Source organism: Facklamia sp. P13069 (genome assembly GCF_050409405.1).
Taxonomy (GTDB): Bacteria; Bacillota; Bacilli; order Lactobacillales; family Aerococcaceae; genus Facklamia.
Map to the genome: position 1 here is coordinate 1 of NZ_JBNUPN010000044.1, position 6,167 is coordinate 6,167.

A 6,167-nucleotide genomic window follows, 5' to 3' on the forward strand; every position below is an offset into this window, starting at 1 on the left:
TCCATTTTTAGTTCCTCCTGTTAGAAATAATTTTGATACGTTCGTCATGTTTTATAATGTCATCTTCATTTTTTCCGATACGAACTTCGTGTTCTTTCAACTTTGCATGAATATTTAGACGGTCTTTTTCCGACTGATCCATTCGCGAGTTCCAAATTTTCAGTTCGTATTTAATGTCTTTTAGTGTGTCATTTATGAGATTAACACCCTTGTACGCACCAACAAACATTCCTGTAAGAACCGAAATAAGAAACCACCATTCTTTTATGAAATAAGCCATTTCCTTAACCCACATAAGTTACTCCTCTCGATTTATTCTATTCACTTAATCACAACCACTAATTTTATCTACTATTCTACTTCTTCTGTTGTTTCAGCATTTTCTGGGTCTTCGATTGGGATTTTATCCTTTATGTTCAAAACTTCTTTGTAAAGTGATGGAGTGTCTTCTGGGAACCAATCAGATTGGGAAATGTGATTTTGCAATACTTCATACAATTTACCGTCAAACTTAAAGACATCCCCCTGATCATACTTTTTGCCAATTTCAAAGCCATCATAAGAATTAAAAATAATCTCTTTTTGTTCTTCGTTTAAATCTTTTGCAAAGACCACTGTCTTCATTATTAACTCAGACACTGACTTTACCTTATCCAAATAAGTTTTGATATCTTCTATCTCTTTTGTCTGATTTTTAATTTTCGTGTTCAAGTTTTCTATATCGTTTTCAGCCTTTTTTTCTTTGAAATTTTCTTCAAAGAAAACATCTAAGACACGTTTGACAACTTCATTGTCTTCTGAGTTCATGAAGTTCCCTTCAAGTTCTTTAGTAATTGTATCTATTCCCTTTGAATGTTTACATGTAATAGTCGCTATTGTTTTCTCGATTTCTTGCATATTGTCACTCTTAAAAACGGGATATTTAACCGATACTTCAAACATTACTTAACCTCCTTTTTATTTTTTGTTGCTGCTTTATTCAACTCTTCAGCTTCTTTAGTTTGATAATTTTCTAGATTAAGACGTAAGACTTCATTATTCACTTTTAATATAGCGATTTGTCTTGTAAGATCTTCGATTACGTTACTCACGGCTACATCTTTTATTGTTATTGTTTGTTCACTCATATTAAAATCCCTTCCATATTATTAATTTACTACATAGGCGATATCGTCATTTACCCAAAACTCTGAATAACTTGTTTCTACGCTGCCGTCATTGTACACTCTGTGGCACCTATAAGGTGCTGGGGTGTTCCAAGTAGCTTTATATAAGACTTTGTAGGTGAGGTTTCTATAGGCTGGATCAACCGTCAATCTATATCCGTCTTGGTTATAAATCGTTGATGAATTTAATTTAATTTTAGCCCCTACATAAATTTTGCTACCAGACCCCGTTTCACCACCTGTGTCACTGCTACCTGGATTGACCGTTCCACCTGTATTTGCGCCACTATCAATATTTCTTATAGAACTTTGTAATGTTTTAACAGTTCTTTCAAGATTGGCCAGTCTTGACGCTAGATTTTGTAGGTTTGTATTTATACAAATCCATTTATTAGAGGTGGGCTCGTAAATATAGAAATATCCTTTATCAGACCCATTGCTGTACTTCCATCTGATAGCACCACCACTCATGACATCCTCAATAACAGTGTCGTTATAATAATTGTCCAAACGAAACCCCTGTGGCCTGTCTCCGTGCAATATAGGCCGATATAATCTCACGTCTCCTAACGAACCGTGAACAGCTAAAGATTGTAAATAACTGTTATCAGCACCTGTTGAATAACCAAGAATAAGATTTGCTCCACTTTTTCCTGCTAATGCAAAATCTCCACCTGCTGAATAAGACAAAGCCCCTATCCATTTATTAACATTATTTCGATTGCCATAAACGCGAATGCCGTCAGCAACAAATTCTGTTGAAATTTCATTTGACCCGATTGTTTTTAATACCTTCATGCCGTTTGAGTCGATTTTCGTCATGCTATGCTTACCATTGAACATAGCTTGTATAAGGTTGGCTTCTTGGCCTGTTATATTCTTAGCATTAATATTGATAATGTTTGCCGTTAGGGCGTCTATAGTGCCTATTTTAGCCGTATTAATGGCCGCGTCAGCAATCATAGATGACTTAATTGTTGCGTCTTGGATATAGGTTGTTTCAGGAGTTATTCGGAGAACATTCTTACCAGACGAGTTCTTAGAACTAAAAATAGTTGAACCTGCTTGGACATTGATTTCATTTATAATATCTTCTTTGCTAACTGTGACATTATAAATATCTTCACTCATTTGCTGAACCGTTTTTGAAGTTTCGCCTTGAATGAGGTTAATTATTTTCCCTGCCGTTGTTAAAGTGCTTGTTTTCAAAGAACCATCAGCATTTAGAAATTCAGTTAGAATACCATTTGCGTTAATTTGAAACTTTCCATAGCCGTTAGCGGGGTCTCTCATGGCTAAAGATATGTTATTCAAATTATCGAATATTGTTCTCAGCCTTGAAGCTTCTGAGGTGTTCTTTTCGTAAGGTTTGTTAGGATCCCCAGTCCATAGCATTGTTTGTTCTAAATAATAATCTCCTATGTGACCATAGGCAGAGCCGTCTAAAACATCTTCATGTATAAGTTCTATCGACTGGTCTGCTGAAGTTGGGGAGAAATCAAAACTTAATAGCTTTTTTCCATCTTCTAAATCTTTAATTTTAGGAGAGATTACTTTATTTTTTGATTTTATTTGGAACATAATTCACTTCCTAAATTCTATACTTAACTTCAATGTCTGCGTAGTGGGAGACCACTCCGTTAAACAAGCCATCATTTCTTGCTGCTGATAGTGAGTTATATTTGACTATTAAGTCTTGATTATTTATTGAATATATCTCTTTGTGCATTATCCATTTGCCATTATTTGGTATATATGTTTTGCCATCAAATCTTACAGATATTATATCTTTCCCTATTAAGAAATCACTCTCAACATTTATAGTTATTGGTGAGTAACCTTTCCAACTGTATAGAGTAGTGGACTTATAGATGAGTTTATTAGTGAAAGTTATGGTTGCTTCTCTTGGTTTGGTTCCAACCAAAGTTATTTGGTCTCTTTTTGATTTTGTGATAGTCCCAGAGGTGTCAACGTTTCTGTAGTTGGTTGTTTTGCTGCCGTTCAAGTATTCAACTTCACGATAATAAGAGCGGACACCAGTTATTCCTGATTGCGAAATTCTGGTTTCTCCGATATACATTGTGTCTGTGTTTCGATTAATACTTGAATAAGGAATGGGCTCAGTCTTATATACTTCGCGTTTCCATTCAACGGTAGCTGTACCTTGAATATAGATTTCGTTGACTGGTTGTTTTGTTATAACTTCATAATCTTTAACTATTGTTCCTGTTGGCCGATTATCTTTAACATAAAACTCTTTTGTTGAATAAATGGTCTTGCTACCTTTTTCGCCATTAGTCCTAACATAAGATTCACTAGCTCTTTTATTTCTATCATTGACTGTCTCTCTAACAAAAGGCAAAGACTCAATTGCTGAAGTTTCAACCCATTTTGTTTCTTCTCTGCTAAGCGGAATTGTCAATTCTACACTTTGATTATCTGGGTTCAACGAATAGTTTTTAGAAGCATTTATCAACCTGTTTCCTTTGACCGTAACTCCCTTTGTAATGTCGCTGTACGGTTGTTGAAACTCATAAGGTAAATAATGAACTTTGCCATCTGGTAAGGTCACATAAGATTTTGATCTTTCAACCAATGTTTCTATATCTTCCATAACTGGTTGCCATTTCCCAGTTGAGTCAGATATATATATATTTGATATTAAAACCTCTACATCATTTGTTAAACCTCTATTTGGCTGTATATAAAGCCGATTGGAAGTGCCTTTATTTCCAAATGTTATATACGCATCTACTTTGTGCCTGTTACCATCATTAAGTATCTCTTCAACACCTGGTTGGCTATATGAATATGATTTTAATTGGCCATCAATATATATCTTACTATTTGAAAAACATTTATCTAAATGTCCACCTATATTTTTAAGATTTCCAGAAAGCTTCTGCACATTAAACCTTAAATAATATCTAGTGTTTTCTTTCATATTTTCAAAATTTAATTTTAAGCCGTCATACGCCTTGTCACTAGATGCGACATAAGCTAAACTTTTGCCAAAACTAGAAACGTTTTTATTAAACAATGGTTCTATGGGCACTATATCTAGAAGATTTCTATTATTCTCATCTACGATTTGTTCTGACGGATGTTTTGAATAAGGAGTAGACTCTTTACCTTTTTCTATTTTTATCCATTCAATTTCAGACTCACTATTTACACTCGAAGATATTGGGAAAACATTTATGTGACTATCATCAGCCACAACTCCGGGGTATCTATCAACTTCTTTTTTCCATTTAAAAGTTTTTTTAACAATCCCTTCATTTGAAAAATCTGTTGGAAAGATAATCACAGGAGCAATCAACCCTCCAGAATTATAGACGCCAAAATAACTTTTGTTTTCTCCCAATTTTCCTTTAAGAGTTATTGTATAATACTCCCCAACAATCGGTTTTTCATTTCCAAAATCATATCTAGCTAGAGGATAATTATTATTTTTATGTGGCACCCAAGAATTTAACAACAAATTCTCACCATCACTTACTTTAACTGTGCCTTTTCTTGTTCTCAACTGAACTTTTAAAAGATCACTCTTTTTAAAAACGCCCCAATATCTAAGCTCATTTTCCCTGTCGCTGGATTTGCTTCCATAATTATAAATTGAAACACCTTTAGGGTCTGCAATAGTTACGTCTCCTTGAGTGTGAAATTCACTCAGCCAAAACCCTCCACCAAGATAATCATACTCACGATCGACCCATCTAAGCGTGTCACTATACCGCATCCAAAGTCTACTACCACTATTAAAGTCTCCTTCCACAATAGAGAGATAAGTATCACCTTCAATAATGTCTTCTTTTAATCTACCCCTTCTAATTTGATACTCATTGTTTGTAATGTGTTGATCTGGATTCTCTAAAAGGTTAAAATCTTCTAATTTCTTAGTGATATTCTCATACCAATCAGAAGTGATACTCAATTCATATTCTGGAAACATTCCATGATATAAGGTATCAATTGTAAAATCATCAGTCACATTGTTTTTGATATGACTAGGATATCTTTCATTCTTGGGAACCAGACTAAAATTTATTGGTTTTATTGTCATTCTATCACCTCAAATTCTACTCTCACTTGACTGCTCACTCTTGGTACATATTTGGCAATTGTTCTGAAATGATAATCTTGAGTAACATCAAAACCAGAACCGTTGTGAGTTATTTCTTTAGTTCTATCTTCAAGTAAGAAAGCCCAGTCATCACCGTTTATGTCTGTATCCAGTCGATTGTCTGAGAAAATCATCTCTTGGTCATTACCAGAAATGTCAACCAATATTTCGGCTTGATCAGACAAGCCTTTCAACTTCAATTCAATATCTTCCAGAGCTTTTAAATCATACATAGCTGACCAAGCATAATCGCTAGGATTGCCAGATTTTGTAGAAGTTGTCTTATTATAAGCTATCCCTATGAATTTCTTTCCAGTAGGGTCATCACTCATACCCTTACCACTGGCTGTATCAGCATATTTGATCCAGGTGTATAACGTTTGGCCGTCTACACCTTCCCTGCCATCAGTACCGATCCTGGCCACTGAATATCCATGTTCAACAGTTCCGTCTGTATAATTCCAAGTAGTTCTAGTCCATATATAATCTCCTTGCTTCGCTGTCGGTATGTTTTTTGAATACCCCTTTGTTGGCTTTGTTGTGCCAGAGGTTGAGGTTGCATACTCAATAACGGTACTTGAAACACCCACACCGTCTTTACCAGGAATTCCATCTGACCCTGTATTTCCATCTTGACCAATACGAGAAACAGAGTAAGCACTTTCTGTAGAATTATTGGTATAAGTCCAGGTTGTTTTAGTCCATAGATATTGACCTGGAGGAACTGTTGGGATATTGTTACTCCAACCAGTTGAAGGCTTTCTTGTACCAGAGGTTGACTTTGTGTACTTAATGTCTGTCCTGGCAACTCCTAATCCATCTTTCCCCGGCGCTCCATCTTGCCCATCAGACCCTTTCTGGCCATCTTCACCTTT

General features: G+C 35.2%; 5 protein-coding genes and 1 pseudogene. All 6 read right to left on the reverse strand.

Annotated elements, in window-relative coordinates:
* Positions 1–7: 7 nt before the first annotated feature.
* On the reverse strand, positions 8–295 hold the full coding sequence (locus ACQV2T_RS09135) for a hypothetical protein (protein WP_428872910.1): 288 nt from the start codon (positions 293–295) through the stop codon (positions 8–10).
* 56 nt (positions 296–351) lie between these two features.
* Positions 352–942, reverse strand: coding sequence for a carbohydrate-binding protein (locus ACQV2T_RS09140; RefSeq protein ID WP_428893578.1), 591 nt, complete (start codon positions 940–942; stop codon positions 352–354).
* Positions 942–1,127 (reverse strand): hypothetical protein, encoded by a 186-nt coding sequence (locus tag ACQV2T_RS09145; protein WP_428893579.1) that lies wholly within the window; start codon positions 1,125–1,127, stop codon positions 942–944. Before ACQV2T_RS09145 ends, ACQV2T_RS09140 begins: the two co-directional genes overlap by 1 nt.
* Before the next feature lie 21 nt (positions 1,128–1,148).
* Positions 1,149–2,747, reverse strand: a complete 1,599-nt coding sequence (locus ACQV2T_RS09150) for a hypothetical protein (protein WP_428893580.1) — start codon at positions 2,745–2,747, stop codon at positions 1,149–1,151.
* A 10-nt stretch (positions 2,748–2,757) separates the two neighbouring features.
* Positions 2,758–5,232, reverse strand: a complete 2,475-nt coding sequence (locus ACQV2T_RS09155; protein ID WP_428893581.1) for a G5 domain-containing protein — start codon at positions 5,230–5,232, stop codon at positions 2,758–2,760.
* Positions 5,229–6,167: pseudogene (locus ACQV2T_RS09160) on the reverse strand (hypothetical protein); the annotation flags it as partial. The gene ACQV2T_RS09155 and the pseudogene ACQV2T_RS09160, both read right to left, overlap by 4 nt.